At 48.7% G+C, this 26,182-nt stretch carries 30 protein-coding genes and 1 riboswitch; of the genes, 22 read left to right on the top strand and 8 right to left on the bottom strand.

Annotation, left to right across the window (positions count from 1 at the left end; genetic code table 11):
* Positions 1-197: 197 nt before the first annotated feature.
* Both pulA and JT719_RS09065 read right to left on the bottom strand, forming a co-directional pair.
* The gene (gene pulA / locus JT719_RS09070) at positions 198-2,141 is read right to left on the bottom strand and encodes a type I pullulanase (RefSeq protein WP_207432614.1); all 1,944 of its coding nucleotides are present in this window, start codon (positions 2,139-2,141) and stop codon (positions 198-200) included.
* A gap of 178 nt (positions 2,142-2,319) precedes the next feature.
* Positions 2,320-3,480, bottom strand: coding sequence for an MFS transporter (locus JT719_RS09065; protein WP_207432612.1), 1,161 nt, complete (start codon positions 3,478-3,480; stop codon positions 2,320-2,322).
* A 178-nt stretch (positions 3,481-3,658) separates the two neighbouring features.
* On the opposite strand from JT719_RS09065, the gene JT719_RS09060 reads away from it, so the two are divergent.
* The 4 genes from JT719_RS09060 (at position 3,659) to JT719_RS09045 (ending at position 5,866) form a co-directional block, all read left to right on the top strand.
* Entirely contained in the window at positions 3,659-4,114 is a 456-nt protein-coding gene (locus JT719_RS09060) for an STAS/SEC14 domain-containing protein (protein ID WP_207432611.1), read from the top strand.
* Positions 4,115-4,393: 279 nt separating this feature from the next.
* Complete coding sequence (locus tag JT719_RS09055; RefSeq protein ID WP_207432609.1) at positions 4,394-4,939, top strand: RNA polymerase sigma factor; 546 nt, start codon at positions 4,394-4,396, stop codon at positions 4,937-4,939.
* Entirely contained in the window at positions 4,920-5,192 is a 273-nt protein-coding gene (locus JT719_RS09050; RefSeq protein WP_207432607.1) for a hypothetical protein, read from the top strand. The genes JT719_RS09055 and JT719_RS09050 overlap by 20 nt, the downstream gene beginning before the upstream one ends.
* An 11-nt stretch (positions 5,193-5,203) precedes the next feature.
* Positions 5,204-5,866, top strand: coding sequence for a ClpP family protease (locus JT719_RS09045; RefSeq protein WP_207432605.1), 663 nt, complete (start codon positions 5,204-5,206; stop codon positions 5,864-5,866).
* 34 nt (positions 5,867-5,900) lie between these two features.
* On the opposite strand, the gene JT719_RS09040 is transcribed toward JT719_RS09045, so the two are convergent.
* The 3 genes from JT719_RS09040 to JT719_RS09030 form a co-directional block, all read right to left on the bottom strand.
* Positions 5,901-6,413, bottom strand: a complete 513-nt coding sequence (locus JT719_RS09040) for a hypothetical protein (RefSeq protein ID WP_207432603.1) — start codon at positions 6,411-6,413, stop codon at positions 5,901-5,903.
* A 139-nt stretch (positions 6,414-6,552) separates the two neighbouring features.
* On the bottom strand, positions 6,553-7,146 hold the full coding sequence (locus JT719_RS09035; protein ID WP_207432601.1) for a thioredoxin family protein: 594 nt from the start codon (positions 7,144-7,146) through the stop codon (positions 6,553-6,555).
* Positions 7,147-7,280: 134 nt separating this feature from the next.
* A complete protein-coding gene (locus tag JT719_RS09030) occupies positions 7,281-8,660 on the bottom strand; it encodes a dicarboxylate/amino acid:cation symporter (RefSeq protein WP_207432599.1) in 1,380 nt (459 codons plus the stop codon).
* 242 nt (positions 8,661-8,902) lie between these two features.
* Between JT719_RS09030 and JT719_RS09025 the strand changes: the two genes are divergently transcribed.
* A complete protein-coding gene (locus tag JT719_RS09025; RefSeq protein WP_207432597.1) occupies positions 8,903-9,901 on the top strand; it encodes a dipeptide epimerase in 999 nt (332 codons plus the stop codon).
* Positions 9,902-10,025: 124 nt separating this feature from the next.
* Here JT719_RS09025 and JT719_RS09020 read toward each other — a convergent pair whose 3' ends face one another.
* Positions 10,026-10,607, bottom strand: a complete 582-nt coding sequence (locus JT719_RS09020) for a DUF6799 domain-containing protein (protein ID WP_207432594.1) — start codon at positions 10,605-10,607, stop codon at positions 10,026-10,028.
* Positions 10,608-10,681: 74 nt separating this feature from the next.
* Entirely contained in the window at positions 10,682-11,326 is a 645-nt protein-coding gene (locus tag JT719_RS09015; RefSeq protein ID WP_207432592.1) for a DedA family protein, read from the bottom strand.
* A 154-nt stretch (positions 11,327-11,480) separates the two neighbouring features.
* Here JT719_RS09015 and JT719_RS09010 point away from each other — a divergent pair, with 154 nt between their 5' ends.
* The 14 genes from JT719_RS09010 (at position 11,481) to JT719_RS08945 (ending at position 20,613) form a co-directional block, all read left to right on the top strand.
* A complete protein-coding gene (locus tag JT719_RS09010) occupies positions 11,481-11,930 on the top strand; it encodes a MarR family winged helix-turn-helix transcriptional regulator (protein WP_207432590.1) in 450 nt (149 codons plus the stop codon).
* Positions 11,931-11,988: 58 nt separating this feature from the next.
* Positions 11,989-12,657 (top strand): YceI family protein, encoded by a 669-nt coding sequence (locus JT719_RS09005; RefSeq protein WP_207432588.1) that lies wholly within the window; start codon positions 11,989-11,991, stop codon positions 12,655-12,657.
* A gap of 327 nt (positions 12,658-12,984) precedes the next feature.
* Positions 12,985-13,482, top strand: a complete 498-nt coding sequence (locus JT719_RS09000) for a putative periplasmic lipoprotein (protein WP_207432586.1) — start codon at positions 12,985-12,987, stop codon at positions 13,480-13,482.
* 97 nt (positions 13,483-13,579) lie between these two features.
* Positions 13,580-14,245: an SMI1/KNR4 family protein gene (locus JT719_RS08995; RefSeq protein WP_207432584.1), complete on the top strand. Its 666-nt coding sequence runs from the start codon at positions 13,580-13,582 to the stop codon at positions 14,243-14,245.
* A 127-nt stretch (positions 14,246-14,372) separates the two neighbouring features.
* Positions 14,373-14,819: a DUF4265 domain-containing protein gene (locus JT719_RS08990; protein WP_207433333.1), complete on the top strand. Its 447-nt coding sequence runs from the start codon at positions 14,373-14,375 to the stop codon at positions 14,817-14,819.
* A gap of 77 nt (positions 14,820-14,896) precedes the next feature.
* The gene (locus JT719_RS08985; protein WP_207432582.1) at positions 14,897-15,514 is read left to right on the top strand and encodes a hypothetical protein; all 618 of its coding nucleotides are present in this window, start codon (positions 14,897-14,899) and stop codon (positions 15,512-15,514) included.
* Positions 15,515-15,612: 98 nt separating this feature from the next.
* Entirely contained in the window at positions 15,613-16,197 is a 585-nt protein-coding gene (locus JT719_RS08980) for a hypothetical protein (protein WP_207432580.1), read from the top strand.
* A gap of 112 nt (positions 16,198-16,309) precedes the next feature.
* A complete protein-coding gene (locus JT719_RS08975; protein WP_207432578.1) occupies positions 16,310-16,816 on the top strand; it encodes a hypothetical protein in 507 nt (168 codons plus the stop codon).
* A 95-nt stretch (positions 16,817-16,911) separates the two neighbouring features.
* Positions 16,912-17,424 carry a hypothetical protein gene (locus tag JT719_RS08970; protein ID WP_207432576.1) on the top strand — a complete coding sequence of 171 codons (513 nt, stop codon included), beginning with the start codon at positions 16,912-16,914 and terminating at the stop codon, positions 17,422-17,424.
* A gap of 84 nt (positions 17,425-17,508) precedes the next feature.
* The gene (locus tag JT719_RS08965) at positions 17,509-18,126 is read left to right on the top strand and encodes a zinc-ribbon domain containing protein (RefSeq protein WP_207432574.1); all 618 of its coding nucleotides are present in this window, start codon (positions 17,509-17,511) and stop codon (positions 18,124-18,126) included.
* 290 nt (positions 18,127-18,416) lie between these two features.
* Positions 18,417-18,707: a hypothetical protein gene (locus tag JT719_RS08960; RefSeq protein WP_207432572.1), complete on the top strand. Its 291-nt coding sequence runs from the start codon at positions 18,417-18,419 to the stop codon at positions 18,705-18,707.
* Between the two features lie 103 nt (positions 18,708-18,810).
* Entirely contained in the window at positions 18,811-19,233 is a 423-nt protein-coding gene (locus JT719_RS08955; protein ID WP_207432570.1) for a hypothetical protein, read from the top strand.
* Between the two features lie 539 nt (positions 19,234-19,772).
* Positions 19,773-20,315, top strand: coding sequence for a hypothetical protein (locus tag JT719_RS08950; protein ID WP_207432568.1), 543 nt, complete (start codon positions 19,773-19,775; stop codon positions 20,313-20,315).
* Positions 20,316-20,427: 112 nt separating this feature from the next.
* A complete protein-coding gene (locus JT719_RS08945; protein WP_207432566.1) occupies positions 20,428-20,613 on the top strand; it encodes an acetylxylan esterase in 186 nt (61 codons plus the stop codon).
* Between the two features lie 86 nt (positions 20,614-20,699).
* On the opposite strand, the gene JT719_RS08940 is transcribed toward JT719_RS08945, so the two are convergent.
* Positions 20,700-20,927: a hypothetical protein gene (locus JT719_RS08940; RefSeq protein WP_242693112.1), complete on the bottom strand. Its 228-nt coding sequence runs from the start codon at positions 20,925-20,927 to the stop codon at positions 20,700-20,702.
* A gap of 160 nt (positions 20,928-21,087) precedes the next feature.
* A riboswitch (TPP riboswitch) is annotated at positions 21,088-21,184 on the top strand.
* A gap of 61 nt (positions 21,185-21,245) precedes the next feature.
* On the opposite strand from JT719_RS08940, the gene JT719_RS08935 reads away from it, so the two are divergent.
* The 3 genes from JT719_RS08935 to JT719_RS08925 all read left to right on the top strand — a co-directional run bounded on the left by JT719_RS08935 (position 21,246) and on the right by JT719_RS08925 (position 26,065).
* Positions 21,246-23,687: a TonB-dependent receptor gene (locus JT719_RS08935; protein WP_207432564.1), complete on the top strand. Its 2,442-nt coding sequence runs from the start codon at positions 21,246-21,248 to the stop codon at positions 23,685-23,687.
* A gap of 183 nt (positions 23,688-23,870) precedes the next feature.
* Complete coding sequence (locus JT719_RS08930; RefSeq protein ID WP_207432563.1) at positions 23,871-24,734, top strand: transglutaminase family protein; 864 nt, start codon at positions 23,871-23,873, stop codon at positions 24,732-24,734.
* 152 nt (positions 24,735-24,886) lie between these two features.
* Entirely contained in the window at positions 24,887-26,065 is a 1,179-nt protein-coding gene (locus JT719_RS08925; RefSeq protein WP_207432562.1) for an acyl-CoA dehydrogenase family protein, read from the top strand.
* Positions 26,066-26,182: the final 117 nt, after the last annotated feature.

Raw genomic sequence — 26,182 nt, 5'->3', positions numbered from 1 at the left:
GGGCATCTCTATTCCTTGCACGCATAGCAGCTTCTTGCATGCATAGCAGCCAGAGGCTGGCGTATTACTCACACTCGCCGGAGGCGAGCGAGGGGAAGTTTCGAAAAGGCATAGATACTCAGAAAAAGCCGTTTCAGGGCAGTTTTAGAGAAAACTGCCCTGAAACGGCTTAGCACCTATACTGGAATCCGGGTGAACTAGTCTTGGTACAGGATGAGCATGGAAACTGGCGGTACGGCGATGGAGTCTTTTACTTTTCTGCCGCCTTTCAGCTTGATGGTTTCTCCTTCCACGGCTACTGTCCAGTCGCCTTCCAGCGGAATATCGGTGGCAGTTTCGCGGGCGTTGTAGTAAACCAGAATGTTTTTCCAGGAGTCGCCGTGGGCGTTGTCTTTCAGTTTGTAGCCTACCAGGCCGGGCTCCGAGGTGAGGAATTCCAGGTGCTGGCTCACTTGTTGGGTGGTAGGCATCCAGAAGGCAGGGTGGGCTTTGCGCAGGGCAATGAGGTTCTTGTAGTAAGTGAAGGCATTCTGGTGATCGGCTTTCCAGTCCCAGTTGATCTGGTTGATGGCATCAGGGAGGTTGTAGCTGTTGTGCTCGCCGTTTTTGGTACGCAGCAGTTCCGCGCCCGCGTGCAGAAACGGGGTTCCCTGCGAGGTGAGCACGATGGCATCTGACAGCAGGTTCATTTTCTTGAGCTGCTCCGGGCTTGCCTGCGGACGAGATGCCTTCAGTTTGTCAAACAGCGTGAGGTTGTCGTGGCAAGAGACGTAGGAGATAGACTGCCACGGCTCGCGGGCCCAGAAAGCTTTGGAGTAATTCACCTGCTGGACATTTACCTGCGGATGTGCTATGCTGCCCACCACACCAAACTTGATAGATTCCTCAGTGTCTTTGGCGCCGCTCACAAACCCGGTGGATTTCTCATCAAACACCGATCCTTTGATGGCATCACGGATGTCATCTGAGAAAGCGGCAAAGTGGGTAAGCTGGTGGGTGTTGGCTTTGAGAGCTTTCTGGTTATCCGGGAGCGGGCTGCTGCCAGCGGTCCAGCCTTCGCCGTACAGCACAATATTGGGGTTGATCTTTTCAAGCTCCTCAGACAGCTGGTTCATGGTTTCCAGGTCATGGATGGCCATCAAGTCAAAGCGGAAGCCGTCTATGTGGTATTCGCGGGCCCAGAACTTGCAGGACTCTACAATGAACTTGCGCACCATGGCCCGCTCGCTGGCGGTTTCGTTTCCGCAGGCTGAGGCGTCTGAGTATTTTCCCTCAGCAGTCTGGCGGTAATAATAGTCGGGGAACTCCAGGTTGAAGTTGGAGTTTTTAGTAAGGCCGGTATGGTTGTACACCACATCCATTACCACGCCCAAGCCTTGGTCATGGAAGCCTTTCACCATCTGCTTGAACTCTTTGATGCGCACCTCGGCCCGGTAAGGATCTGAGGCGTAGGAGCCCTCGGGTGCATTATAATTCTGCGGATCATAACCCCAGTTAAACTGCGGCTTTTCCAACGCAGCCTCGTCTACGGAGCGGTAATCAAAGGAAGGCAGCAGGTGAATGTGGGTTACGCCCAGCTCCCTGATGTGGTCTATGCCGGTTTTAAGGCCGTTTTTGCTTTTGGTGCCTTTTTCCACCATGCCCAGGAATTTGCCCGGGTGGGAACTGCCTGAGCTGGGGTGAGAGGTGATGTCGCGTACGTGGGCTTCCCAGAGCACTACTTCGTTCTGGGTTTTCACGGTTGGTCCTTTGTCTTTGTCCCAGCCTTTGGGGTTGGTAGAAGCCATGTCCAGCACCATGGCTCGTTGGCCGTTCACTCCCACGGCGGTGGCGTAAATGCCGGGCGTTTCTTCCAGCCACTTGTGGCCGGTTTTTACGTGGTAGGTGTAGTAAACGCCCTTCAGGTCTTTGGGAACGGTTAGGTGCCAGAGGCCTTTTTCGCCTTTCTGCAGGTGTAGTTTCTCGTAGGGAGCGCCGCCATCGCCTTTCTCATAGAGCTTCAGTTCAACTTCATCGGCAACAGGTGACCAGAGTTTGAAGGTGGTTCCTTCGGGGCGGTACTCCAGCCAGAGATTGGCGTCTACCGGGGTTGGATATTGGTCAAATTTCTGGGCCACCGCCCACAGGGTTGCAGAACTCATCAGGCACAGGGTAAGGAGTAGGACTGAGAGTGTCTTACGGCGTTTCAAGGTTTTAGGTGAAGTAAGCATAGTAGAATGCTGCAGGAAAAAATAGAGCAGCCAACGCAAAAACTTGTTTTCTGCCCAAATTCAGGAAATCTGCCCTAAAACAGGCAGGAACTGCAAAAATATTTGTGGGTTAAGCTTCCTCAGATTTAATACGGCTGGAAAGCAGGGCCACGCTGATGCCCATCAGGGCAATTACGGCAAAGGAAAGCCGCAGACTGCTGATGCCTGCCAGCAAACCAATCAAGGGAGGGCCCACCAAAAAGCCCGCGAAGCCAATGGTAGACACCGCCGCCAAGGCCATGCTGGGCGCCATGGTTTTGGTTTTACCGGCCACCCCGTACACCAGCGGCACCACCGCAGACACACCTGCGCCCACCAGCAGGAATCCGATGATAGCCGTAACCATGTGCGGAAAAACTACCGATATGGTCAAACCCACGGCGGTTAAGATGCCGCTCAGTTGCAGTACGCGTTTCAAACCCAGGCGTGAGGTGAGCCAGTCGGCAATGAAGCGGGTAAAGGCCATGGTGCTCATAAAGGCGGTGTACCCGGCGGCTACCCAGGCTTTCTCGGCCTGCACTACTTTCTGGAAATACACGCCGCTCCAGTCAAACATGGCCCCCTCACAGATAAGGGAGCAGAAAGCAATGAGGCCCAGCCCCATGAGCGCTTTGTCTGGCTTCACAAAAATGGGTTGGTTGGCAGACACCTTAGCATCTTGCGGGAACGCGTACTGGTAGGCAATGGCCACGCCTATGAACACCACCGCCGTCATGATCAGGAAGTGGTGCAAAGGAATCACCTCGGCCCCAATCATAAAAGTACCGATGGCCGCGCCCACAAAGCCCGCCAGGCTCCACAAACCGTGGAAAGACGCCATGATAGATTTCTTGTACAGGCTTTCCACACCCACGGCCTGGGTGTTCACCGAGATATTGGCCATGTTGCTGGCAAACCCAAAGAAAAACAGCGCCACCACCAGTTGCAGGATGTTCTGGCACAAACCAATGGTTACCAACGTGGAACTGTAGATTATCAGGGCAATGGTGACCACCTTGCGGCTGCCTATTTTAGACGTAAGCCAGCCCGTAAACGGCAAAGAAAGCATGAGACCCACCGGTAACGAGAAGAGAACTGCTCCTAGTTGGGCCTCTGACAAATGAAGTTGCTGCTGAATGGAGGGAATACGGGATCCCCAGCTGGAAAAACAGAGTCCCTGAAGGAAAAACAAGGCGCCTACGGCTACTCGGTGTGCTTTTCGGGAGACGGGGGTAGAAACGGTAAAAAGCATGAAAGAAAGGTATTTCAGACAAAAGTAGGTCTTTCTGCCGGAAGGAACTATTTAGGTAGATTTTCTGTCCCTTCTGTAGCTAAGTGGTAGGCCTGCGCCATAAACCAAGTTTCGCCCCAGAGAGGGTGTGCAGTCCTTAAGAACAGTAAGTAGCCACTTCTGATTTTTATATTGCTACATGTATAAACAGTTACCAGGAGAAACAACTTCTACGCGCTTAGAAGAACTACTGTCTCCTACGGGAAAAGTATTTCTTCAGATAGATTTGGATGCCAATGACCAGTGGATCTACGCCAACTGGATTGGTTACCCCACCCATGACAACGTGGCCAAAGGCGCCTTCGCTTACCTGGACTGGATGCAGGCCAAAGGCCGATCAGCGGTGCTCAACGACAATAGAAACCTGGTAGGCCGCTGGGACAATTCCCTGGATTGGTTAGAGCAGCACTGGATTCCGTACGCCGTGAAAAAAGGGCTGAAATACTGGGCCCACCTGGATACCACCGGCACCTTCTCCGCCGACTCCGCCGATCAGTTACGGGCCCGCGTGAGAGGAAGATTTGAGGTGCAGCTTTTTGATGACCAGGCTGCCGCCGAAAACTGGCTCAGAAGCAAACTCAGACTGAAGCGATAATTTTTTCTTAAGATATAAAGGCTGCCCCGGCTAAGGCTCTAACAAAGCACTAGCCGGGGCAGCCTTTTTTATGCCGCTCATTTTAGCCTTCTTCACTGAAAAGAGGGGCAAAACGGAGGCAAGAGCTTTTGTCCTGAGAAGAAATTAGATCGCTTTTAGCGAAAGTGGTTGAAAGTGAATACCTTCTCGTAAAAAAGAAAGGAAGTAAAAAAATATTTTCACCTCCAAGGTGATACTTGCCAGAAAAGACGCACTTATCTATAAACAACCTTACGGCTTATGACTGAGACAATGGTGTTAACTCCGGCCCGGGAGCAAAGGGAAAAGCTGCTCCTGGAACTTTACCAGAAAGCCTTTCCGGTAGTGGCCAGGTATGTGAGCCGGCGCGGCGGTACCTTAGACGAGGCCAAAGATATTTTCCAGGAGGGGGTCATTATTTACTATGAGAAGGTCATCACCGCCTCAGCGACCATCAACTCAACTGAGCAGGCTTACGTGCTGGGCATTGCAAAGCATTTGTGGGCACGCATATACCAGCGTAATGGCCAACAGGTTCCGCTGGAGCAGGTTGCTTCGCAGCTGGCGGAGGAAACCACAGAAGCGCCGGTGCCCGAGAGGTTGATGCGTTTTTTAGAGAAAACAGGCCAGAAATGCCTGACGCTGCTGCGGGCGTTTTACTATGACAAACTTCCCCTCACAGAGGTTGCCCAACAATTTGGGTATTCCGGAGTGAGGTCGGCCACGGTGCAGAAGTACAAGTGCCTGGAGAAAGTAAGAGACAACATCAAACATAACGCCCTGGGCTATGAGGACTTCCTTGCTTGAGCTACAACAACTGGAAGAGCATTTGTTCAACACCGCCGCCCCCGAGGAGGCGTTGCTCACCCAGGCCCGGTTGCTGCTTTCCCCGGAACTGCGCGAGAACCTGCACTGGCAGCAGCATGCGTATGCGGTCATCCAACAATATGGCCGTCAGCAACTGAAGGCAGAGCTGGAGGCAGTGCACCAGAAGCTTTTCACCCAGCCAGAACACACATCTTTTCGGCAGAAGATTCTGCGCCTTTTTTCCAAAAAGTAACCAAAACCAACATGACAACACATGCCAGCATCATCCCCATGGTCATTGACAACAATGGCCGGGGCGAAAGGGCCTATGATATCTACAGCCTTTTACTCAAAGAACGCATCATTTTCTTGGGTACCTCCATAGACGACCAGGTGGCCAACGTGGTGGTGGCGCAGCTTCTGTACCTCAACAGCCTGAGCACCACCGAGCAGATCAATTTGTACATCAACAGCCCCGGCGGAGTGGTGTATGCCGGGATGGCCATTTACGATGCCATGCAGATGATTGAAGCTCCGGTTTCTACCGTTTGCGTGGGGTTCTCGGGGAGCATGGGCACTGCCTTACTCACCGCCGGAAGACCCGGCAAACGGTTTGCCTTGCCCCACGCCACCATTCATATGCACCCCACGGGCGGCGGCTCCAAAGGCTACACCGAGGACGTGCGCATTGCCACCCGTGAGCAGGAACGCCTGCAAACCCAACTTTTCCACCTCATGGGCAAACACACCGGCCATACCTGGCAGGAAATAGAAGAATTCTTCATCCGGGACAAATACCTGAACGTGCTGGAGGCAAAAGCTTTCGGGCTGATAGACGAAGTATTAGGCGACACCAGCGACCTGATCTCCCTGAACAAAGCCGCCTTTGAGGTTAGCTTGTACAGTGACAGTAAGCTGCTGTCTTGATAGCTCTCTGTGGGAGGATGGATACCCAATGCCCTCAGGATTTTTGTGCATTGAACACTGAAATCCTGCCAATGCGTACGCCCAGCAGGAAAATAGAAAGGGCAAGAAGAGTTTGCAAAACCGATATTACTATATCCAAGGTAGTGGTAAAACTTGCCAAGTCAAAGCCTTCATTTTCATTGCTTGTCGCTGAAGGTAAGGCACTCAGGGGCGGGTAGAGGGTGACAGAGAAATGAAAAAAATAGTATAGGTTAAATAAGAAGCAAAGCGTAAGAACCAGGAAGACGGCAAAGCAAAGATTCGGGGCCATCTTGTTGGGTTTTCCAATTACTTTAACCGAGTAAACCAACAAGCCTAGTAGTAGAAATATTGCAAAAATCAGCGCGCCTCTACTGAAGGAAATAAAGAATTCACGCATCTGAAAACTCACTTCACTGGCGTCTGTAGTAAGTTGCCGCATGATGAGAAAAGCGATCAGGAAGGCAAGCAGGAGAATGCCCAGTAGCCAACAGAGTTCTCTGAGCCAAAATCTCGCAGTGGTTTTCATGGAATGGGTGTTTATCTGAATATATTGGCTCTAACATAGAGAATCCGGTTAACTTCTGAAAGTTTCAGGAATTAACCGGATTCTGTTTTAGATGATATTCCGTTTTAGGCCTGTTTAACCAAAAACAAGCCCAAAACAGCTATTTATTTTCGGTGCCTTTCAGGATGTTCACCATGTTCATTTCAATGGTAGGGTAGGCGGTCTCCACAATGCGGCCCATCTCCTTGCCGTCTTTGTAAAGGATGAAAGTAGGCACGGCAGTGATGTTGTCTATTTTTTCTTCGCCCTCAGGCGCAGATTTGTCTTCCCGCAGGCTGATCATTTTCAAACGTGAGTAAGGGAAATGCGCCTGATCTATGACTTTGTAAAACCGGGGTACATCGCGTTGGCTATCCATACACCAGCTGCCCACGTAGGCCTTCACCGTCACGCCTTCCAGCAACGGCTGCAACTGTTCCATGATCTTGGCATTGGGCGTGTACCGCTGGTAAGCCGGGTGAAACCATGAGCTGTACGGTGCCTGGTCAAAGGCCATGCGGGTGGTAGTACCAATCAGGATGTTTTCCGTGCCGGCTTTGTTTTTCTCTTCCCGGTTCTCGTTTGGGTTAAGGCCGGTATGATCGGCGGAAGAATAGCCAGACTGCTCTGCCGACGAAGCGGTAGACGTTGCCTTGGGTGAGCACGCAAACGCCCCCAAAGCCAGGCAAGAGACTACGATTGAACGGAAACGCATAGATTAAAAGTAATTAGATACTAGATGTTGGATGTTAGAACAATATAGACTTCTGAGGCTACTTTGTGCTGCCCGTATGCAGGAGCAAAAGGTGCTATTTTCTAGCCTCTAACGTCTACCATCTGGTTTAAAGTTTAAACAGCCTCAATAGGACGTGGTGCATCCAGGTCTACAAACTCCCCTTCCCAACGGGCAATCACCGCGGTGGCCAGGCAGTTCCCGATCACGTTCACCGATGTGCGGGCCATGTCCATCAGTTCGTCAATACCTAAAATAATGAAAATAGGTTCTACCGGCAGGTTGAAAGAAGCGGCCGTTCCTAACAGGATCACCAAAGAGGCGCGCGGCACCCCGGCAATTCCCTTGGAAGTAAGCATGAGCGTGAATACCATCAAGAGCTGCTGTTCCCAAGGCATCTCAATACCGGCGGCCTGCGCCACGAAGATGGACGCCAAAGACAGGTAAAGCGTAGAGCCATCCAGGTTGAAGCTGTAGCCCATAGGCATCACAAAGGCCACAACCTTACGTGGCACGCCAATAGATTCCATGGCTTCCATGGCGCGGGGCAGGGCCGCTTCTGAACTGGTAGTAGCAAAGGCAATGGAAACCGGGCCCGCAATGGCGTTCACAAACATTTTCACCGGGATCCGGAAAAGCAACGCCGCGGGCAACAACACCAGCAACAGGAACGCAATTAAAGCCACATACAGCGTAGCCAGCAGTTTGAACAGGTTCACCAGAATCCCGAAGCCCATGTGCCCCACGGTGTAGGCAATGGCGGCTCCCACGGCTAGCGGCGCAAAGTACATGATGATGTTGGTGAACTTGAACATAGTCTCAGCTAAGCTCTCAGTCACTTCCAGCAGCGGACGCCGACGACGCTCGTTCAGCATGGCCAGGGCAATCCCGAAGAGCACACTGAACACCACAATCTGCAATACCTGGCCCTCGGCCACTGATTTCGCGATGTTTTCCGGGAAAATGTGCAGAATGATGTCTTGCCAGGTTTGGGCCGGCGGGGCCGTGATTTCATCGCTGGTCTGGCCTTTGAGCACAATACCGTCGCCGGCACGGCTGATGTTGATGGCAGCCAACCCAATGAACAAGGCAATGGTGGTCACAATCTCAAAGTACACCAGGGCTTTCACGCCCATCTTGCCCACCTGCTTCAGGTTAGAGTGGCCGGCAATACCCACCACCAGCGTAGCGAAGATGAGCGGCGCGATGATGGTTTTCACCATCTTCAGGAAAATCTTGCTTAAAACGTTGAGGTTCTGGGCAAATACCGGGAAACTGTAGCCTATCTCGGCCCCAATCACCATGCTCACCAGAATCCAGGTGGTCAGGGATTTCTTCTGGTTGGCAAACAGCACCAGGGCCACAATACCCACCCACCGCACGGCGGTAAGGGCTACTTCAGGAAGGGCAATAAGTCCATAGTTCTGACACAACGTGAGCACAACGGCTACGGTAAGAATCACAAAGGCCGAAATGGCGAGCGTGGATTTTTTCATAAAAGGAGTAACATCCCCGTCTCCGCTGGAGAGAAGGGAAAAAGCAGAGGTTTATTTTTGGTTGAGATGCGTCTCGGCAGGGCCGGTTAACGTACTGGAACCGACAAATATAGTTTTTTCTTCCGGTTCCTAAAAGAGCCTGAGCTGCGGGGGCACTGCTTAAAGAATATCCCAAAAACACGTTTTTTATTGGGCTTTGCATCTTTTTTACTACACTTGGCCCCGCAAACCCCTCAATCATTATGCTACTTTGGAACCTGGAGGCCCGTGACCTCACCCTGCGCTACACCTGGAAAATCTCGCGCAACGCTTCTGATGTGAAAACCAACCTTTTTGTAACCGTAGGAGACGGCCAGGCTCAGGGCCGGGGAGAAGCCGCGCCCAACGTGCGCTACGGCGAAACCCCTGCGTTGCTGCAAGAGCAGTTTCAGGCGTTACAGGCCAGCGGGTTGGACCAGATTTCATCAGTGGAGGAACTGAGTTCTTTGCTGAGCCAGCACCCGGTATTGCCGGCGCTTCGGTTTGCCATTGAATCGGCGTTTATCCACTTCCTGTGCCGCAAGAACAAGCAGACTGTACCGGAGTTTCTGGGCGTAGAACCGGTGGCCTCGGCGCCCACGGCGTATTCGTACCCCATCATGGACCCCGGAAAGATTGCCGCCTTTACCCAGGAGCACGGACTGCACAGGTTTGAGTACCTCAAGGTGAAGGTAAACCAGGAAAGCGGCCTGGACATGATGACCCAGGTAGCCAAAGCCGCCCCGCAGCGCCTGATCGTAGACGCCAACGAAGCCTGGCAAGACCCTGATTCCCTCATGCGCTTCTTTGAGGGCCTCAAGAAACTGCCCATCATCATGATTGAGCAACCCATGCCTTCGGGGCTGCAGGAAGAGTACCTGTACCTCAAGAAACGTTCGCCCTATGACCTCTTCGCGGATGAGTCGGTCACTGACCACGCCGACTGGGACCTGCTCCAGCAGCAGTTTCATGGGGTAAACATGAAGCTTATGAAAGCCGGGGGGTACCTGAATGGCCTGGCTATTCTGCAGAAGACCCGCTCCCTGGGTTTGAAGACCATGATTGGGTGCATGATGGAAACCTCTATGGGCATCTGGTCAGCTATCCAGCTTTCCCATGGCGTAGACCTGCTGGACCTGGACGGAATGCTGGTGGTAAAAGACGAGCCGTTTAAACTAGTCAAAGAGGAAGCCGGTAGGTTGTATCCGGTGGAGCAGCCTTAATCAACCCCATCGTTTCAGACCTGATTTCTCTAAAATAGCCTTAAAACAGAAATCCCGCTGAGGAGCAACTCAGCGGGATTTCTGTTTTATATCGTCAAGAGAAAGTCAGTGGCTGCTTGAGGGGTTATTGCTTTTTCTGCTCCTGGGCGGCCAACTGTTTCTCCAGCCTGGCCAGGTCTGCATCCAGCTTTTTAAGCTCTGCATCGGTGGGTTTCTTTTGCACGGTTTTCTGCAGAAGCTCGTTTTTGAGTTGCAGCACGCGCTGTTTCTCTTGCAACAGCCTCAGTCTGTCGTTCATTTGGTTGGCCTGCGTCAGGTATTTGCCAATACCGGTGGTGTCTCCGGAAACGGTGGTGCTGCGGTGCACCTCCACCGGAGAGCGGGACAAATTGCCTTTCAGGTCCAGACGGTCACCTTCGTTCAGTTGGATGACCTCGCCGCCCGCCACCGTAAGTGTGCCGTTGGGTTGCAGGGTGGAGCCGTTGGGGAACGTTCTGGCCTGGGTTAGCGGCGCATAGCCTTTGCCCTGCACTTCCATGGGTTTCCCGTTGCGCATGATGATTCCCTGGCGCAGGGGCGTGACGCTGGTAGTGGTGGTGCGGCCTCTTTCACTTTTGTTGATGGTAGCGGTCTGGGCCTGCGAGCAAAGAGGAGCCAGAACTGCTCCCAGAAGAAGAGCACTGGCCAGAATGAAGCGTTGTAGCATATGGTTTACTTGTATTGGTTGTTTTTACGTTGGTTTCCTGAAAAGGGGCTGAAATCAATGGGCTTTGCCGCGCCTCAGGCATTGGCGGTTTTGTTTCGTTCTTTAAAATACTGAATGATGCCGGGCAGAACCGATAAGAAGATAATCACCGGAATGGCGTAGTGCAGGTACTCTTTCAGTTGCGGAAACTGGCGGCCCAGGTAGTAGCTGGCCAGTACAAGCGAGCAGATCCAGAGGGCAGTTCCAATAGAGCTCAAGATCAGGAACCGCCCAAGAGACATGCCCGTTACGCCGGCCAAAAGGGGGTTGAACGTGCGCACCACCGGCACAAATTTGCCCATGACAATGGCCAGTTTGCCTTTCTCTTTATAGAATTTCTGGGCGCGCTCCAGGTGCTTGCGTTTGAAATACCAGGTGTCCTGCTTTTTGTAGAGCTTTTTCCCCATCTTTTTGCCTATGCTGTAGCCCAGCAAATCTCCCGCAATGCCGGCGGCCGTCATGCTGGCCAACAGACCCGCCAAAGGAATGGTGAGGACATCGGCCCCGGCCAGAAGCCCCGTGGTAAGCAGCAGCGAGTCTCCCCCAGGAATGACCAGGCCAATGAGCAAGCCGGTTTCCACGAAAACCACAATCAGGATAAGCGTAAGGCCGCCGTACCGGATCATGTTCTCGGGGCTGGAGAATAACTCAGACCAGGAAACCAGAAAGAAGTCTGTCATTTGGTTTATGGGATAGTTTCAGGGGCAATACGCACAGAACAAGCCGGATGTTAGTTGTATCTTTGCGGTAAACCGCATAAATATTGTGGCTATCTTGTTGATTTTTGGGTAGCTACATATATTTGACTATCCCCCAAACTTTGGAGCGCAGACCATGAGAATTGAAGAAGAGATAAAGCAGAGTTCGTTTAAGGATGCTTTTCAGAAGGCATTCATTAACGTGGTTTTCACATCTAACTGGCTGCAACAGAAGCAATCTGCTTTGTTTAAGCCTTTTGGCGTAACATTGCCGCAGTACAACCTGCTGCGCATTTTAAGAGGGCAGTACCCCAAGCCCGCCACGGTGAACCTGCTCATTGAGCGCATGCTGGATAAAACCTCCAACGCCTCCCGCATTGTAGACAAGCTGGAAGCCAAAGAACTGGTAACCCGCAAACAATGCCCCACAGACAGACGCACCGTAGACATTCTTATCACTGACAAAGGATTGAACCTGCTGCAGGAAATGGATTCAGTGACCAGCGGCGGTCAGTTTGGCATACAGCATCTGTCTGAGGAAGAGGCCGAGCAGCTGAGCAATCTTCTTGACAAAATCAGAGGCTAATCATAATTATTTGTCTATCTTACAATTGCTTATACAAACCCTCTAACGAGTTTATCCCATGAAAAAAATGTTACTCTCTGTGTTGGTAGCGGCCGCTGTTGGGGTTTCTGCCTTTCAAATGGTTACGCCTGGTACCCCTGAGAAGGCTGCCGGTACTACGGCTGCGGTTGCCATGCAAACCTTTAAGGTGAATACGGAGGAAAGCAAAATCTCCTGGATTGGCCGCAAAGTAACCGGTGAGCATAACGGCAACATAAAACTGGCCAATGGTACCATGCTGTTTGAGAGAGGAGCACTGCGCGGCGGTACGTTTATCATGGACATGTCTACCATCACCTGCAATGACCTGGAGGGTGGTTCCAACAAAAGACTGGTAGATCACCTGAAATCAGATGATTTCTTCTCTGTAGAGAAAAACCCCAGCGCCAGGTTTGCCATCACAAACCTTGCCCCCAGACAAAACGCCAAGGCGGGTACTGCCAATTACATTGTAACCGGCGACCTTACCATCAAAGGCATCACAAACCAGGTTTCTTTCCCGGCCACAGTGCACGTGAAAAAGGGAGTGGCTACTGCTAAAGCCACCCTCAAATTTGACCGTACCAAATGGGACATCAAGTTCCGGTCTGGCAATTTCTTTGAAAACCTAGGCGATAAAGCCATCATGGACGATGTAGAACTGAACCTGGAACTGGTAGCCAGAGAAGAAGCCGTAGCTAAAAAATAAAAGAGTAAGAAGCTTTGGGAAGGCCAGTGTTCAAAGACACTGGCTTTTTTTATGCCCTATGCTGATGTGGCTTAGAATAAGGTTGGAGTTGCCTTAGATTTTATGCGCGGTAAGAGGCTGGTTTAACCAACCTGGCAGGAACCGGGAAGTTGCCTTGGGAGAATGGAATTGCTACTTTCAGGAGACTATTCTGTAATCATATAAGGTGTGTCAGGTTATTTCATTCCGGGCTTTAGTTATTTTTGGTTGTAATCAGTAGGTTGTGGGTGAAGATATAATGCCAATAAGCGGAGTAGTTCCATATATTCAGTAGTTAGCAATAAGAGAATGAAGAAAAGTTTACTATTCATTTATTCGATTTTGGTTTTCAGTCTTAGTGGCTGTTCATGGCTATCCAGTTTCTACATAATCAATAATACTCAAGATAAAATCATAATCACTTTCTCACTAATGCCAACTCAAAGAAGTGATTATGATTTTGCAATAAAGGACACCATTGAATTCTATAAGCTTAAAAAAGATTGGAAAGCGGAAGATAGTAAACTGACAAAGGACAGTTCTGGCGGTACATACTTAAAAGAAAATCGGGACGGGCTAGAATATTATAAGATGATAATCAATCCCAATTCAGCGGCTTCAAGCGGAAGCAACTTGCCTAACTTCACCTTCCAAGAAAAATCTTATCGACGCGAAATATTTAGCAATATCATAGAAATGCAAATCATTCGACAAGACACGAAAGATACAGTATGGCTCAAGCCTTCTTTTTTAGCTGATTTTTCTAAGCAGCTAGGTAAGTTTGATATATCGCTTGTACTAGAATAAAAACTCCTATTGCTAACATTGTGCATAAGCCATGCTTCGGCCGACGGCCTCGCCGTCTTTTATACGAAACCGTTAGGTGTCATTAATAAAATACAAAATGCATCAAAATAAAATTTTTCAGCAAATTCTAGACAAGGTTGAGTGGATAAAGGGCATCATAGATAGGAAAGGCTGGGATATTCACCAGGAGTTAATCTATAAAGAACCCGCATCAATAGATGAAGTGTCTTCTATTGAAAAAGAACTTGGAATTGAATTGCCAAAGGACTATAAACAGCTTTTCACCGAGTGCTCAAGGAACTTTGAATTTAGGTATCAATTTGACGAAGAGGAGCCTGATGAGTTCAGGGGAATATTTTCTGGGGAAATCTACTGGAACTTAGACCGACTTAAGGAGCAGTATATTGAAAATTATGTGCATTGGGCAAAGACATGGCTAGGTACAAGTGATTTAGATGAAGAAACACTTAAACTAGAAGCTGATATACTCAATAATAAGGTTCCCTTGATGGAAGTCCCTAATGGTGATTTGATAGTGGTAGGCTATAATCCTTCTGAAGTTGTTTATTTCTCCCATGAAGGGGACGATATGCATGGAAAAGTACTAGGTGAAAATTTGTGGAGCTTTTTAGAATTTCATTCAAGAGTAGGATTCATTGGAAGCGAAGATTGGCAATTCGAGCCCTTCTTTGACTATAAACAAAACAAAATGATTACCACAGGGCCTAAGGTAGAACGGTTTATCAACTGGTTAGAACAATAACGTCACCCACAAGGTGTAAACGGCACCCTCAGCCGACGGCCTCCGCCGCCGCTTACACTAGCCGTTAGACTTAATTTCAGATGAACGAAGAAGGATTAGTAAAAATACATATTGATTTGCCGAACCACTGGGGGGCGGAGGCGAGTCACTTTGGGCTGAGCCACTGGGGAATGACTTATATAAAATCGAGAATGTCCCTTTTTATGCTTATGGGCTTAACTTTCAAGATATTGTTCGTGCAACACCTGATTCCGAAGATTACATACCTGAAATTAGAGAACTTATAACGCCAAGTGGTCACAGGACCTTTCGGGTCTTTTTCAAGAAACATATAGAAAGAGACCAACAAGAAGCTATTTTGGACTCTATGGAAAGTCTTAGTGTTACTTATGAACGGGCTACCAATATTTATATAGCTCTTGATATGAAACCTGAAGGAGATTACCAAGCTGTGTTTGACCAACTTGATAAATATTTAGAACAAGGGATTTTAGGATTCGAAACCTGTGAAACAAGAATAGAAGGAAGCTTTGACGACTCTCCTGAAGAAGATGAAGAAGATAATATAGCTTGAGCCTAACACAGTTTATACCCAATGCTTCGGCTGATAGCCTCGCACAAGGTATACACGAACCCGTAAGCACCAATACAATGAAACAAATAACACTTTTACTTATTTGCTGGTGCGCTTTAGGCTGTTCAAAGGCAAAAGAGCCGACTTTAACGAACTATGAAAAAGTATTGCCTACAGCATCTATTGTTGAAAAAGATACCGCTTTAGCTACGGACTTCGGAAAGGAATTAGCCCCCGAAGGTGACTGCGTGTTCGACACAAGCACTTATAAGTTCACAACAGAGGCACTTAGAAAATACGACAAGAACATTCCTTTCTTTTGGGACAAGCAAACTGCTGTGGCGCAAGTGAAACTTAACAGCACTGACAGCCTACTCTTACATATTGGCGGCTGCAACCATTTTACCTTCACCGCAACCTACATCACGGACTCGGCAAAGTTCACCAACACGGACTTTCTAGTTAAAAAGGCGAAGTGGCTGGCAAAGAGTTTTTTCTCACAAGGCTTCGATATAAAGTATGTGTATAGCATAGATAACAAGCTCTACAAGTTGGAAGAGCCAAGTAGGAAAGACTTTAAGTGGTATACTATCATAGACACCGACACCTCAATTACCGACCATACCTACCATGGCTGGACAGTTGAGAAAGTAGGAGCTAAGACTAGGTTGGAAATATCTGGCTATGTAAACTAAAAGTACAGGTGCTAACATTGTGCATATGGCCTGCTTCGGCAGACGGTCTCCGCCGCCGCCGCTTATACTAACCGGCACCAATAACTTAATACAAAAAGATGAATAAACTCATTACTGTCATTTTAGCGTTTTTAACTATTTCAGCTTATGGACAAGTTGACCAATCCATATGGGACAACTTAAAAACTGTCTCGACTGAGAATTATGAAATTAAATTCCCATCCAAATGGAGGTATATTCCTACTGGTGGACAAGGTCCAGAACAACTCATAGAAGCTAGCGGACAGGCCCTCCCAGCAATAATGAATGGTTCTCCTGTAATGATTACAATTTTTTTTGTGAAGCAAGATGGAAGAAATCTGGAAGACTGTAAGGATAAATGCTTAAATGGTTACAGAAGTAAACCTGATAGAGAATTTCCTGAACAGTTTATTGACGGACAAGAGAAGATTACACTAGCACAAGGAGAAGAAGCTTATCTACTTAACACTCGGTTTTATAGGAAATCAAAGGGATTAAATCAAAGCAGATTTGACTTAGTTGTTTATTCAGATAAAGCAAAGGCAGGGTATATTTACACTGTCTCAGTTCAATATGCAGATAACGAGTACAGATTTGAAGAGGAGAATAATCTGGCCGGCTTTGCTAAACGACTATATAGTTATTTAAAACTTACTGCCTAATAATTTATAGAAATAGCTAGTGGTGGCATGGTGTATACACTAAGCCACGGCCAATGAAATCGCACGCTGTTTACATGAGACAGTTGGCGGTCAATATCAAAAATCAGATAAAATGACAATACTATTAAAGGCAAAGAATTGGCAAATTTTCATCCTCCTGCTTATCGGGATGGCTCTGTCAAACTTCACAATCGAAAACAACCCTGCAACCACAATGGTATTAAACCTGATTGGTTTTCTGATTTATTTCATTTACCCGTTTGTAATAGGAAACTTCCTGCAGGACTTTTTACCTAAGAAGGTTGAGGTTAACAATACTTTCTTCCAGATAAATTTCTTTACGTGGATTGGCGGTTATGTAACATTAATGATTTTATCCGACGGACAGGGAATGACCCTGACTGGTCTTGCTGCTCTTCCTTTCTTCTATGTATTTTTTGCCTTTCTCTACTACCAAGCTTTTCCCGTTAAAGTATTGAAGTCAGTGGAGACAAGAAAGGAGGCAAGCCTTGGGGACTACTTCAGTGACTTCATCCTTATCCTTTTTCTGTCAATAGGAATCTGGGTTCTGCAGCCTAGAATAAATAAGGTTTTAGAAAGAGGGAAAGCAGTAGTATAGAAAAATACCGCGGTAAGCTTTGTATATACGTCAGCATTGGCCGGGGGCTTAGGGCATCGTTTATAAGAAACGTTAGATGGCATAAAACCTCGAAAATGAAGAAACGTTTGTCGATTTTTGCTCCACTAATTCTTCTTGTTAGTCTCTGCTTTGGCCAAGTAATCAAGGAAGGGAGTTACTGGGTCAATAAAGACATTGATTGGAAGAACCCTTCCAAGGAAGTTCCAGAGATTGACGCATTGGTTGAGGCCTCAACAGTCAATGCCATTATCTTCCACCCGAACGGGCGATTTCTGATGATCTCCACTAATGGGACATTGGCAAATGACACTATTTATCAGCACATTGAAATCTTTAAGGGGTATAGTGGTATCTGGAAAGAAAGTAATAAAGGTGAGTTAATGCTTAGCTATAACTTGGATATGAGTTACAGTGTAGTAAACAGTAATAGTAAAAGTACCACTTCACTTAAGACGGTAACAATAGACTTGAATAAACCAGAGGTTGAGTTTGAGGGAATCCGCTATATTAAAGCCGAAAAGCTTTCATCTGAATCGAAACAGCGCTTGGAGCAATTCGCAGTAAGATCAAAAGGTGCAAAAAATTAAATGTAGTTCTATCCAACATAGGATAAACAGCTTTTTCGGCCAAGGGTGTTCGTCGCATGTATGAGGCCATTTCGCGTGATTAGTATGATGAAAGAAGAATACCTATATGATAGCTATAGATGCCCCAACTGCAACCAAATAAGGAAATTAACTGAGTTGACCTATCTACTCAAATGGAATGAACAATTCAAATCTTCCTACATGATTTCAGTTGTGGAGGAAGCAAGGCAAGGTCATCTTAAGTGGGCCTGTGATGATTGTATTAAAAGTAAGAGGGTTGTTGTAGGCAAGGCAGAGGAGCAGAATTGGAACGGAATCACATACCCCTTCTTCACTCATAATGATGAAATACTAGAATGCCAGACCTGTAAATGCTCCTTTGAGTTCTCTAAGGAAGAAAAGAAGTTCTGGTACGAAGACCTAAAATTCATTGTCTGGTCATATCCAAAAAACTGCGCCTCATGTAGAAGAAAGATAAGGGAACCAAAAGTAAAAAGTAAAAGGCTCACAGAACTGATTACTAATATCGAAAATACCGACACTACAGAAGTAGAAGAAATAATTGACATATTTTTGGAGTATGGGAATTTTGAAAAAGCTAAGTATTACTTATCGGTATTGAGAAAGAGGAATGCAGTAGATCAAGAGAGGATAAGCTTTATTAAAGAAAAAATACATAACCTCTCACAACAAAATACATGAGGCTATTTGGTGAAATGGTAAACAAATAAAAGAAGTATAATGGCATCTAATGCTTTAAGAAAGGCTTCATTGTTTGCCCTTTTTACAAGTGCAGTTTCAGCTATTCTAGCATAAAGATTCCCAAAGAAGAAAGTGATGCATTTGTAAGGGTATTTATTGAAGGAAACCAGAATGTTCCGGTTTACAGTTTTATCAACAATAGTAATATCATCGCATACCTATTCAATCAGAAAATAGTTGATTCTCTTAATAATAGCCCAAGTTCAGACTTGCTGTTTAGAGTCAAGCAGATGAATAAAAAGGTGCTTCTGGTAAACCTATGGAATCAGCAGGGCGACACCTTGGCAGAAAGGGTGAAAGGAAAATTCAGAGGAAAGGCCTTCAAAGCAAATACTAAGTTATTTATAAAAGGAAACCCTCTTTTTTTGGGGATAGGCACAAGTGACAACATTACTGCTAAGACAAATGCTGGGGAACTTGCAATCTACCATAACCACGGAGGAATAGGATTCTTCACGTTGCTCTCCGTATTGTGTACAAACATTGGATTAGACAAAATCAGACTAAGAGCAAAAGAATGAAAAACTGCATTGGCCATACATGGTGTAAACAGCACCTTAGCGACTAATTTTGATGCCGCATTAGCGGGGCCGTTGTACCTAATTCTAATTACATTAAAAGAATATGAGTAGAAAAGAGTTCTTAGAAATTATCTGGAGAAAATGTGTAAAGCCATTAGTGCTTTTGACTCTCTTAGCTTCCTCTGTTCAGTTCTTTGTGAATGTCTTTAAAGAAGAAGGTTCTGAAAGAGTAATAATTCTCTTTCTACTCGGAATAGCCATCTTTTTTCTTCTGGTTTTGATGGCAAGCCTAGCAATAGGAGGTATATTTCTGTCCCTGGGAAAAGTTATCCCACCTTCTGGTAGGTTCTGGATAAAAATGGCATTTAAGTTTGCAAGTTACATGATCCCGATCTTTACAGGCGCTTTGGCCTATCACTTTTGGGTAAGCGGCTACAAAGTACCTGTAATCTTACTAGGAATCTTGATCATTGAACAGTTTAGCAGAATGATAAAGCAAGAAAGAACCAAGTATAACAACACCTAAACGGCAGGCATAGGCCAATTGTCTTGGCAGTCGCTTACACATAAATGTTGCGTCTATCCGAAAAGAGTGTGGTTCAATCAGAGAATATAACCAGGAAAAGTTAGACCCAAGTACACAAAGGTTCAATCCACTTAAGAGTTCTCATATTTGCTTTAAAGCCCAATCCTTAGCCATTGATTACACTACTGAATACTTTATTGCAGATTTTATGAATAGAATTATCCCCCTGGTGCTGCTGGTTTTAATGAGTTTTACTGCAAACGGCCAGAAAACTATTGAACTACCGCAGACTAAAAGGGGACTCCCTGTTTTTCAAGAGTCTTCCGGAAAGTAGGGCAAAATTTAACCTGGGTGATCTTACCTCAGCAAAAGACTCCCTGGCGGTGAGAATCTGGCATTCCAATTCCATTATCGAAATCAAAAATCAAGGTAAGGGCTCTCTTCAAACAACTCTAACAAACTGGATAAACCATCCAGCACCAATTACCCGGAAAACAGAGTTTGGTCACGAGATTTCTGGTAGGTTGTTAGATTCCCTTGTGGCAAACAAGATACTGGTTTCTCCTGGTAGCTCCAGGCACGGAATTGACGGCAGTTACGTCACCATTGAAGTTGCTACCCCTGAGCATTACCGTCTTTATAGCTATTGGTCTCCCTGGAGTTCTTCTTCGTCTAAAAACGAGGGTGCCCAGGATGTGGTTAAAATGATGGCCCTTACCAACAACTTCTTAGACCTGAGCGGGCATACTTCCAACTTTCTTGAATCTCTTGAACCAGGCAATTACCCTTGGGGAATGACAGGGCTCCGCATAGACAAATTCCTGCCTGAGAATGCCCGCCGGTCAACCCTGTACAAGACGTTAGAGAAGCGCGCCAGGAAAGAACTGAAAATTACCCCCGAGACCAGCCACCAGAAGTATCCTATAGTGATTATTAACCATCAGCGTGCCTTTTTGAAGGATCTCAACAAATATGAAACGGCAGATGTGAGCAGCCTGCAGATCCTCAGTAAAGACAATTCACAGCATTCAATTTACGGCTCTTTGGGGGAAAACGGAGTCATTGTGGTAGAAACCAAATGAACCATGGCTGTTCCCAGCAACGCCTAAAGGCAGGTAAACACTTTTAACTAATAGTACGGGTATCTTATGCTAAAAAGAGTCTGGCAGGTACTTACTTGCAATAGCGAAGCTGATGAAGGGGCCGGTGTTTAGGACCTGGGGCTATAATGATGATGTTTGTCCGCCCATCACCAGCTACATTGTGTACAATACCTTGAAAAGCAAAAAAGAAGCCCTGATTACCCCTGTCAATGAACATTGGATTTCTGTGGCAACCCGGCACCAAATTCTGGAGTGGATAAAAAAGAACCTTCAGTAGTTCAGATAGGATTAAATAAGAAAACCCGGAAGCTTGGCTCTCTAATGCCATGCTTCCGGGTTTTTGCTTCACGCAATTACACCCAATTACGCCAAAGGGGAGGTTTTCACCCGTGGTTGGTTGTAATCAGGTTCCCAGTCATTAATAGGCAGGCAAATGCCTGGTGGAAGATCCAGATCGGGCAAACCGTCGTTGAGTGGTTCGCCTCCGTCATCGTCATTGTCGTCTTGAGGGGGTACGCTTAGTCTTTTACGCGGGGCCAGCGCAAGAAAGGCTATCAAGGCAAACATGGCCAAAGAGTATACGATCATCATAACAATTGATGAATTTAAAGTCTCACATCACATCCACAGCCTCGCGGGCGTCTCTTTCCTGTTCAACGTATGGCAGCCTTGGTATGTTGACCGATAGGGCAAAAAAATATCAGAAGCTTTCTGGGGGAGTTGGTTTCTAAAAATAGGGGGCGTAGCTTTGCTTCAGTTTTAGGGGTGCCTTAATATAACGGGCTGAGATCATACCCATTGAACCTGATCCGGGTAGTGCCGGCGAAGGGAAAAACAAGGGAAACAAAACATGTGGGAGCACTGGCCCCTGGTGGCTTCTGTTTGTTTTACTTTATCTATTTCTTTCAAATGAAAAGAGTTTTGGCCCTGCTTTGGGGCTTCCTGCTGCCGTGGTTGGCCATGGCGCAGAACACGCTGTCTGGTCGCGTCATAGATGCCGCCACGCAGAATCCGCTTATCAGTAGTACCGTTTCTATCACGCCTGGTAACCGCTCCACCCTCACAGATGCCACCGGGCATTATACCTTCCCCAACCTGCCGGCCGGCGAGTACACCGTTCAAGTATCGTATTTGGGCTACGCCTCAGGCTCCCGAACCGTGACCGTGCCTACTTCCGCAAGCCAGGACATTCCGCTTACCCGCACCAGCGTAGCCACCAAGGAAGTATTGGTTACCGCCACCCGCGCCAACGAGAAAACCGGAACCACCTACACCAACGTGAGCAAGCAGGAACTGGAGAGCCGCAATTTTGGTCAGGATTTGCCCTATCTGCTGGAGAACACGCCTTCTCTGGTAACTAACTCAGACGCCGGCGCCGGCGTGGGCTACACCAGCATGCGCATCAGGGGCTCAGACATCACCCGCATCAACGTAACCGTGAACGGAATTCCGGTGAATGATGCCGAGAGTCACGGCGTTTTCTTCGTGAACATGCCAGATTTCGCTTCTTCCCTGCAGGATGTGCAGATCCAGCGCGGGGTGGGAACTTCGTCTAACGGACCAGGAGCCTTCGGTGCCAGCCTGAACCTGCAAACCCAGGACGCCAGCCCCGAGGCCTACGCCCGCACCGACAATGCCTACGGTTCTTACAACACCTGGAAAAACAACGTGCAGTTTGGCACCGGCTTGCTGGGCGGCAAGTTTGCCGTAGACGGCCGTTTGTCCCGCATTACCTCAGATGGCTACATTGAGCGCGCCAGTTCTAACCTGAAATCGTTTTACCTGTCGGGTGGGTATTACGGGGCCAAAGACCTGCTCAAAGTGGTGGTGTTTGGGGGCCATGAGAAAACCTATCAGGCCTGGAACGGCGTGGATGAGGAGACTTTGAAAACCAACCGTCGCTACAACTCCTCCGGAACGGAGATGGGCGATGACACTCCCTATGAGAATGAAGTAGACGATTACCAGCAGTACCACTACCAACTGCATTATGGGCACGAGTTCAACTCGCTGCTGTCTCTGAACGCGGCGCTGCATTACACCCGTGGTTTCGGGTTTTATGAGAACTACAAGGCGGGGGAAAGTTTGGAAGCCTACAATATTCCGCCGGTAACGGTAGGAGGTACCGCCGTGGAGGAAACCGATCTGGTGCGCCAGAAATGGCTGGACAATCACTTCTACGGCACCACATTTGCGTTGCAGTACCGCGGCGCCGGCAAGCTTTCGGCGGTAGTGGGTGGAGGCTGGAACCGCTACACCGGCGATCACTTCGGGGAAGTAATCTGGGCACAATATGCGCCCACCATCAGGCCCGGTCACCGCTATTATGACGGCAATGCCCGCAAAGCCGATTTCAACCTGTACGGCAAAGCCACCTGGCAGGCCACCGAGCAGTTGAGCTTCTTCGGGGACCTGCAGTACCGCACCGTGAACTACAAAATCAATGGCACCGACGATGACCACCGCGACGTGACGGCCCGCGCCAATTACGAGTTCTTCAACCCGAAAGCCGGCGCTACCTTTACCCTCTCAGAGGCGCATCAGCTGTACGCTTCCGTAGCGGTAGGGCACCGCGAGCCTACCCGCTCAGACTTCACTGACCGTCCGGTAGGGGATAAGGCCAAAGCCGAACGCATGGTAGACTGGGAAGCCGGTTACCGCCTACATCAGCCTTTAGGCGAACTGAACGGCCTGCCGTTGCGCCTCACCGCCGACCTCACCTACTTCTACATGGATTACAAAGATCAACTGGTGCTTACCGGCCAGGTGAACAACGTAGGTACCCCGCTCAGAACCAATATCCCTGAAAGCTACAGAACCGGGGTGGAACTGGCCGCCGGGATAGGACTGGGCGAGTTAGCCCGCTTCACCTCCAACCTGTCCCTGAGCCGCAACCGCATCAAGAACTTCGGGGAGACGCTGTATCGCTTTGACGAGGACTACAACCCGGTAGAAGAATTGCGCACCACCTACGGGGAGACTACTATTTCTTACTCGCCCAGCGTGGTAACTTCGCACCAGATAGAGGTGCAGCCGGTATCTGGGCTGCGGTTCCAATTCCAGTACAGAACGGTGAGTGAGCAGTTCCTTGACAATTCTGCCAGCCAGGAGCGCCGCCTGAAGCCGTATGAGGTAGGAGACGTGCGGGTATTTTACCGTTTCAGACCTGTGAACTGGATGAAGGAAGTGGAACTGGGCTTACTGGTGAACAACGTGTTCAATGAAGAGTACGAGGCCAACGGCTTTACCTTCTCTGAGTACTACGTAGGCGATAACACCCGCTATCATTACAACTACTACTTCCCGCAGGCGCCTCGCAACTACATGGCCCAGATCAGCCTGCGTTTCTAAGCCGTTTTCATAGAAACAGGCCTTATATGGAAGGTAGCTTGTTCCTTTAGGTTTTCACCTTTACTAAAAACAAAAATCGCCGGAGTTGCTCATCAGATGCAACTCCGGCGATTTTTTTGGGGTCTATGGCCTACAAGCGGTCTCTCATCAAATTCATTACCAGACCCGAATACTAAACCATCTATGAAAAAAGTTTACCAATTACTTCTCCTGGCGGCACTCTTCTGTGTTGTTTCTCCGGCTGCAGCGCAGCGCAAAACAGACGCAGAGTGGCTGCAACTAATCAAGAAAGACTACCGCCAGTTTGCCCGGGAATTCACCGCCGATTCCCCCACCGATTTTGCCAAGACCCAGAAAGTGGTGCATTGGCTGGTGCAGCATTTTGAGTGGAAAACCACCGATTACCAGAAACGCACGGTGGAACAGATCATCGCCCGGGGCGGCGGGAACTGCGCTGAACTGGCTTCCATCACCAAAGCCATGCTGAAAGAACTGCAGGTGCAGCAACGCACGGTGCAGGAAATCAACCTCCACAAAGAAAGTGAGCAACGGCAGGAGAATGCCCGCCAGTTGGTGCAGGAAAAAGGAAACAGAGGGTCAGTCTTCGGTCGGCAGCATAATGACCATGTCTGGCTGGAGGTCTACGATGCCACCACCAAACAGTGGCAACCGGTAGATCCCTCGCTGGGCCTTGTGGGGCTGCAGGATTGGCTCAGGAGCCGCGTCCTTTTTGAGGAGCGTCAGTTACTGGACCCCACCGGCCATGACATGATCGTGCCCATGGCCATCTTTGTGCTGGGTCCCGGCGGAGAGCTGCTGGAAGACCGAACCCAGCACTACCTGGTGCAGGCCTTCAATCAATACTATGGCCAGCGGCTGCAAACTTTACCCGACTGGGCGGCTTGGCAATCTAGTCTTGCTACCCTGGGCCCGAAGTGCTACCAGGCTTTTGCCGGAAAAACCAACCTGCACCAGTACGGTCAGGAAATTGCCCAACTAGGGCAAGTTTACCAAAAGTTGAAAGTCAGCTATAAATCCAAGAAGTAGGTTGCCTGGGTTTGTTTTTGCCCTGATTACAAGAAAAGAGCCTTAAAACGTAGAGCCAAACCAACCCCTTAAAAGGTTTTGCTAACAACTGTTGGCGGGTGTTGGGTTTCTTGTTATGTTTGGCCGAAGACATTGAAGAAAACCTTACCTCTATGGCTGCAGACAACTCCGGCGCTCCAGATTATTTCAACGTAGATGACCTGCTCACCGACGAGCACAAGCTCATCCGCCAGACCATGCGCGATTTTGTAAAGCGCGAAATCTCCCCCAACATTGAGAAATGGGCCCAGGACGCCCACTTCCCGAAGGAGATTGTGCCCAAATTCGGTGAGATTGGCGCGTTTGGTCCCACTATTCCCACCGAGTACGGCGGCGGCGGACTGGACTACATCAGCTACGGCATCATCATGCAGGAAATAGAGCGCGGCGACAGCGGTATGCGGTCTACGGCCTCGGTGCAGGGTTCACTGGTCATGTACCCCATCTACGCCTATGGTTCTGAGGAGCAGCGCCGGAAATACCTGCCTAAACTGGCTTCCGGCGAATGGCTGGGTTGCTTTGGCTTGACAGAGCCTGACTTTGGTTCCAATCCCGGCGGCATGGTGACTACCATCAAAGACCAGGGCGATCATTACCTGCTTAACGGTGCCAAACTCTGGATCTCCAATTCCCCGGAATGCCAGGTAGCCGTGGTGTGGGCCAAGAACGAGCAGGGCCGCATCAAAGGCCTCATTGTGGAGCGCGGTATGGAAGGTTTCACTACCCCCGAGATCCACAACAAATGGAGCTTGCGGGCCTCTACCACCGGCGAGTTAGTGTTTGACAACGTGAAAGTGCCCAAAGAGAACCTGCTGCCCAACATTGACGGTCTCAAAGGTCCGCTGGGCTGCCTGGACTCGGCGCGCTACGGCATTTCCTGGGGAGCCATTGGGGCGGCCATTGACTGCTACGAAAGCGCCTTGAACTATGCCAAGCAGCGCATCCAATTTGATAAACCCATTGCCAGCTTCCAGTTGGTGCAGAAGAAATTAGCCGAGATGGTGACCGAAATCACCAAAGCCCAGCTCATGGTGTGGCGTTTGGGCGTGCTAAAGAACGAAGGCAAAGCCACCACCCAGCAGATTTCTATGGCCAAGCGCAACAGCGTAGACATGGCCCTGCACGTGGCTCGTGAGGCACGCCAAATCCACGGCGGCATGGGCATCACCGGCGAGTACCCTATTATGCGCCACATGATGAACCTGGAAAGCGTGATCACCTACGAGGGTACCCATGACATCCACCTGCTCATCACCGGCGCAGACATCACAGGCATTCAGGCTTTCAAATAATTGTTGATTGCTGATTGTTCATTGTTAGAACATGATATGAAGAGGCAGCTGCGGAGACGTGGCTGCCTTTTCTGTTTAGGGGCTGTTTTTCAGGAAGTAAGCTTAAAACAATTTATG

The sequence above is a fragment of the Sabulibacter ruber genome, from assembly GCF_017355955.1.
In the GTDB taxonomy this organism is placed as follows: domain Bacteria; phylum Bacteroidota; class Bacteroidia; order Cytophagales; family Hymenobacteraceae; genus Nibribacter; species Nibribacter ruber_A.
The sequence above is the reverse complement of the archived record's forward strand: the minus strand, read 5'-3'. Positions and strand labels throughout refer to the sequence as shown.

What these genes read in the sequence shown, in the direction of transcription:
- JT719_RS08980 (WP_207432580.1), top strand. Translation starts at nt 15,613, where the DNA reads ATGAATAAACTCATTACTGTCATTTTAGCGTTTTTAACTATTTCAGCT.
- JT719_RS08955 (WP_207432570.1), top strand. Translation starts at nt 18,811, where the DNA reads ATGAGTAGAAAAGAGTTCTTAGAAATTATCTGGAGAAAATGTGTAAAG.
- JT719_RS09050 (WP_207432607.1), top strand. Translation starts at nt 4,920, where the DNA reads ATGAGGACTTCCTTGCTTGAGCTACAACAACTGGAAGAGCATTTGTTC.
- JT719_RS09030 (WP_207432599.1), bottom strand. Translation starts at nt 8,660, where the DNA reads ATGAAAAAATCCACGCTCGCCATTTCGGCCTTTGTGATTCTTACCGTA.
- JT719_RS08935 (WP_207432564.1), top strand. Translation starts at nt 21,246, where the DNA reads ATGAAAAGAGTTTTGGCCCTGCTTTGGGGCTTCCTGCTGCCGTGGTTG.
- JT719_RS08995 (WP_207432584.1), top strand. Translation starts at nt 13,580, where the DNA reads ATGCATCAAAATAAAATTTTTCAGCAAATTCTAGACAAGGTTGAGTGG.
- JT719_RS08965 (WP_207432574.1), top strand. Translation starts at nt 17,509, where the DNA reads ATGATGAAAGAAGAATACCTATATGATAGCTATAGATGCCCCAACTGC.
- JT719_RS09035 (WP_207432601.1), bottom strand. Translation starts at nt 7,146, where the DNA reads ATGCGTTTCCGTTCAATCGTAGTCTCTTGCCTGGCTTTGGGGGCGTTT.
- JT719_RS08960 (WP_207432572.1), top strand. Translation starts at nt 18,417, where the DNA reads ATGAATAAAAAGGTGCTTCTGGTAAACCTATGGAATCAGCAGGGCGAC.
- JT719_RS09025 (WP_207432597.1), top strand. Translation starts at nt 8,903, where the DNA reads ATGCTACTTTGGAACCTGGAGGCCCGTGACCTCACCCTGCGCTACACC.
- JT719_RS08970 (WP_207432576.1), top strand. Translation starts at nt 16,912, where the DNA reads ATGAAGAAACGTTTGTCGATTTTTGCTCCACTAATTCTTCTTGTTAGT.
- JT719_RS09065 (WP_207432612.1), bottom strand. Translation starts at nt 3,480, where the DNA reads ATGCTTTTTACCGTTTCTACCCCCGTCTCCCGAAAAGCACACCGAGTA.
- JT719_RS09000 (WP_207432586.1), top strand. Translation starts at nt 12,985, where the DNA reads ATGAAGAAAAGTTTACTATTCATTTATTCGATTTTGGTTTTCAGTCTT.
- JT719_RS08975 (WP_207432578.1), top strand. Translation starts at nt 16,310, where the DNA reads ATGACAATACTATTAAAGGCAAAGAATTGGCAAATTTTCATCCTCCTG.
- pulA (WP_207432614.1), bottom strand. Translation starts at nt 2,141, where the DNA reads ATGAGTTCTGCAACCCTGTGGGCGGTGGCCCAGAAATTTGACCAATAT.
- JT719_RS09060 (WP_207432611.1), top strand. Translation starts at nt 3,659, where the DNA reads ATGTATAAACAGTTACCAGGAGAAACAACTTCTACGCGCTTAGAAGAA.
- JT719_RS08925 (WP_207432562.1), top strand. Translation starts at nt 24,887, where the DNA reads ATGGCTGCAGACAACTCCGGCGCTCCAGATTATTTCAACGTAGATGAC.
- JT719_RS08930 (WP_207432563.1), top strand. Translation starts at nt 23,871, where the DNA reads ATGAAAAAAGTTTACCAATTACTTCTCCTGGCGGCACTCTTCTGTGTT.
- JT719_RS09045 (WP_207432605.1), top strand. Translation starts at nt 5,204, where the DNA reads ATGACAACACATGCCAGCATCATCCCCATGGTCATTGACAACAATGGC.
- JT719_RS09010 (WP_207432590.1), top strand. Translation starts at nt 11,481, where the DNA reads ATGAGAATTGAAGAAGAGATAAAGCAGAGTTCGTTTAAGGATGCTTTT.
- JT719_RS09015 (WP_207432592.1), bottom strand. Translation starts at nt 11,326, where the DNA reads ATGACAGACTTCTTTCTGGTTTCCTGGTCTGAGTTATTCTCCAGCCCC.
- JT719_RS08985 (WP_207432582.1), top strand. Translation starts at nt 14,897, where the DNA reads ATGAAACAAATAACACTTTTACTTATTTGCTGGTGCGCTTTAGGCTGT.
- JT719_RS09040 (WP_207432603.1), bottom strand. Translation starts at nt 6,413, where the DNA reads ATGAAAACCACTGCGAGATTTTGGCTCAGAGAACTCTGTTGGCTACTG.
- JT719_RS08940 (WP_242693112.1), bottom strand. Translation starts at nt 20,927, where the DNA reads ATGATGATCGTATACTCTTTGGCCATGTTTGCCTTGATAGCCTTTCTT.
- JT719_RS08945 (WP_207432566.1), top strand. Translation starts at nt 20,428, where the DNA reads ATGAAGGGGCCGGTGTTTAGGACCTGGGGCTATAATGATGATGTTTGT.
- JT719_RS09005 (WP_207432588.1), top strand. Translation starts at nt 11,989, where the DNA reads ATGAAAAAAATGTTACTCTCTGTGTTGGTAGCGGCCGCTGTTGGGGTT.
- JT719_RS09020 (WP_207432594.1), bottom strand. Translation starts at nt 10,607, where the DNA reads ATGCTACAACGCTTCATTCTGGCCAGTGCTCTTCTTCTGGGAGCAGTT.
- JT719_RS09055 (WP_207432609.1), top strand. Translation starts at nt 4,394, where the DNA reads ATGACTGAGACAATGGTGTTAACTCCGGCCCGGGAGCAAAGGGAAAAG.